General features: G+C 69.2%; 3 protein-coding genes. 2 read left to right on the top strand and 1 reads right to left on the bottom strand.

What is annotated here, in order from left to right; translation table 11 throughout:
* The first annotated feature begins 83 nt into the window (after positions 1–83).
* Both VFJ08_RS08585 and VFJ08_RS08580 read left to right on the top strand, forming a co-directional pair.
* Positions 84–986, top strand: a complete 903-nt coding sequence (locus VFJ08_RS08585) for a class I SAM-dependent methyltransferase (RefSeq protein WP_349256978.1) — start codon at positions 84–86, stop codon at positions 984–986.
* 185 nt (positions 987–1,171) lie between these two features.
* On the top strand, positions 1,172–2,140 hold the full coding sequence (locus tag VFJ08_RS08580) for a YihY/virulence factor BrkB family protein (protein ID WP_324996781.1): 969 nt from the start codon (positions 1,172–1,174) through the stop codon (positions 2,138–2,140).
* Here the strand turns inward: VFJ08_RS08580 and VFJ08_RS08575 are convergent.
* Positions 2,124–2,972 (bottom strand): RibD family protein, encoded by an 849-nt coding sequence (locus VFJ08_RS08575; protein WP_324996780.1) that lies wholly within the window; start codon positions 2,970–2,972, stop codon positions 2,124–2,126. The genes VFJ08_RS08580 and VFJ08_RS08575 overlap by 17 nt on opposite strands.
* Positions 2,973–3,168 lie beyond the last annotated feature (196 nt).

The raw sequence follows: 3,168 nt of genomic DNA, 5'->3' as shown, positions 1-3,168 counted from the left end.
GCCGCGCGCGCCGCGGCCGCCCTGCCCGACTGGAGCGAGGCTGGCGCGCGTTTCGCGGCCGCGCTGGAACGCGCCGCGATGCGATGAACGACACCGCGCCCGCACCGGGATCGCGCTTCGCCGGCGACTGGCTCGCGCGGCGCGAGCGCGTCGATCATCGCAGCCGGGCTCATGGTCTCGCGGCGCTCGCGGCGGCCGATTTGCGCCGTCGTGGCGGCGCCCGGCATACCGTGGTCGATCTCGGCGCCGGCGGCGGCTCGAACCTGCGCTATCTGATCGGCCATTTGGCGGCGCGCCTGCCGGAACCGGTCGACTGGCATCTGCTCGATCACGACGCCGGACTGCTGGCGACCGCGCTCGGCGAAAATCGGCCCGAGGCGCGCGCCGGCGATCGGGTGGCCGGCGCCGTATGCGATCTTGCCGAGCCGCTGGCGCCGCATCTGGCCGGCGCCGGTCTGGTGACCGCCTCGGCGCTGCTCGATCTCGTCTCCCTAGACTGGATCGAGGGATTCGTTGCGGCCTGTGCGGCAACCCGCGCGGCGGTACTCGTGGCCATGAGCGTCGATGGTCGAATCGAGTTCGACGATCCCGATCCCGCGGACGATCTCGTACGCCACGCGGTCGCCGCCGATCAGCGTCGCGACAAGGGGTTCGGGCCGGCGCTGGGCGGCGCCGCGCCGGCCGCGCTCGTCAACGCGCTCGCGCACGCCGGCTACGGCGTGGACACCCGGCCCAGCGACTGGCGGCTGGACGCGCGCGACATGCTGCTCGTCGATCCGCTAATCGACGGCTGGCGCGCGGCGGCGCAGCGTCAGCGCCCTAAGCGCCGCGCGGCGATCGCCGCCTGGGCCGCGCGCCGTACAGCCGCGATCGCCGCCGGCCGTACCCGGCTGACCGTCGGCCATGTCGACGTACTGGGTCTGCCGAACCCGCGGCACCTCGCATGGGCTCGCCGGGGCGCTGACCCATTGCTCGGGCCCACTTGATCGGGGCATGGGCCGAAAGATCGCTAGGTGATCACACCTATTTTGCGCCCTGGCGCCCGGGCGTTATCAATACGCTAGATGACGTCTGATCCGGGCGGCGCTGCGGCTTTTCCGGGTATGGCCCCCGACGACGAATCAGCCGCCGGTTTTCCAGCATCCGGTTTTCCAGCACAAGGGCATTCTCGATGGTCGACGATCCCACCGCCGGCGAGACCGAAGCGCGCGGTCGCGAGGCAGCGCGACCGCGCCAGATGCCGATGCGGGGTTGGCGGGACGCGTTGTTTCGGGTCAAGGATCAGATCGGTGAACGCGCGCTTTCGCTGGTGGCGGCGGGGGTCGCGTTCTACAGCTTCCTATCGCTTTTTCCCGCCCTGGTCGCGCTGCTCTCGATCTACGGCCTGATCGCCTCGCCGCGGCACGTGGCCGGCCAGATGAACCAGCTACAAGGCGCCGTTCCCGCCTCGGCGCTGCATCTCGTTCAGTCGCAAATAGCCCAGCTCACGCGCACCGACCACGCCACGTTGGGCATCAGTCTCGTCGTCAGCGTGCTGATTGCGCTGTATTCCGCTTCCAAGGGCGCGGGCGCCATGATTTCCGCGTTGAACATTGCCTATGGCGAGATCGAAAAACGCGGTTTCTTCAAACTCCAGGGCATTACGCTGCTGTTGACCTTCAGCGGCATCGTGTTTTTTATCCTCATGCTCGGCGCCATCGGCCTGACGGCCTACCTCAATCAGATCGCGCTACCCGGCTGGCTCACGATCATTATTCGCGTCGTCCGGTGGCTGATTGTGTTGGCGATGATGACGGCCGCACTCGCGGTATTGCTCGCCTGGGCGCCCAGCCGCCGGCGTCCCAAATTTCAATGGGTGACGCCGGGCGCTGTCTTCGCGACGGTCCTCTGGCTGCTCGCCTCGATCGCGTTTAGCTTCTACATCGGCCATTTCGGCAGCTACAACAAGACTTACGGCTCGGCCGCGGCGATCGTCATTCTGATGACGTGGTTCTGGCTGAGCGCTTTTTTCGTGCTCGTGGGCGCCGGGATCAACGGCGAGTTGGAGCGCCAGACGCGCCGGGACAGCACGAAAGGATCGCCGCGGCCGCTGGGCGAGCGCGATGCCGCGGCCGCGGACGAAGTCAGCCCGTCGCCGTAACCGATTCGGGCGCGGCGCGGCGACGCAGGTCGAGATCGTAGAGCCGATCATCCCCCACCGCGTACGAACGCCACGCCGGACGGATCGCGCGGTCGAGGGTCGCGATCTCGGCCAGCGCCAACGCCGGGCGCCCGGAGCCGATCAGCATAGGCGCAACCACCGCATGCAGCCGGTCCACGCAGCCGGCCTCGATGAATTTCGAGATCGTCACGCCGCCGCCTTCGACCAGCACCCGGCGCAACCCGCGTTCGGCGAGGGCATCGAGCAGCATCCGCGGCAGCCGCCCGGCCGGCGCGGCATCCAGCTTTAGCGCGGTGGCGCCCGGAGCGGCCAGCGCGCGATCGGCGACCACATGCCAGGTCGGCGCGGCGCGATCGCGGAACACACGGGCGGTATGCGCCGCGCGGCCGTTTGGGTCGAGCACGACGCGCGCCGGATTGTCGCCCTCGACGTGGCGCACGGTGAGCCGCGGATCGTCGGCCGCGACCGTGCCGACGCCCACGACCACGGCGTCGACCAGCGCCCGCAACCGATGCAGATGAATCCGGCTGGCCTCGCCGGTGACGTAATGAGAATGGCCGCTCGCGGTCGCGATGCGCCCGTCCAGACTCTGGCCGAGCTGCGCGACCACGCCGGCCGCCGGGCCGCAAGCCACCGGCAGCAGCGTGTCGAACAACTGCGCGGCCTCGGCGCCGATCGCACCGCGCGCGGACCAGGCGCCGTCCGGCTCGATAGTCAGCCGCCCGTCGACTTGCCACGGGAGCCCGGCCGCGCGGCCGCGCGCATCGCGAATGATCCGCCAAGCGTAGTTAGTCTCGATAACTGGCATCATATGCAGCCTTTAAACGGTCCGGGGAGACCTCATCGTCTGCGGATTCACGTCGGCCTGACAAGGTTGCATGATCGCCCAGCACCCGGAATCGATACAGGACCGCTTCATGCAACACGTCGAGCGCGCCATCCTCGATCTACGCCGCGGCCTGCCCGTAGTGGTCGATACGCCGCACCGCCGGTATTTGGTGGCGTCG

Source organism: Salinisphaera sp. (assembly GCF_035690525.1).
Lineage (GTDB): Bacteria > Pseudomonadota > Gammaproteobacteria > Nevskiales > Salinisphaeraceae > Salinisphaera.
This window is presented reverse-complemented; position numbering and strand designations above follow the sequence as displayed.

What these genes read in the sequence shown, in the direction of transcription:
- VFJ08_RS08585 (WP_349256978.1), top strand. Translation starts at nt 84, where the DNA reads ATGAACGACACCGCGCCCGCACCGGGATCGCGCTTCGCCGGCGACTGG.
- VFJ08_RS08580 (WP_324996781.1), top strand. Translation starts at nt 1,172, where the DNA reads ATGGTCGACGATCCCACCGCCGGCGAGACCGAAGCGCGCGGTCGCGAG.
- VFJ08_RS08575 (WP_324996780.1), bottom strand. Translation starts at nt 2,972, where the DNA reads ATGATGCCAGTTATCGAGACTAACTACGCTTGGCGGATCATTCGCGAT.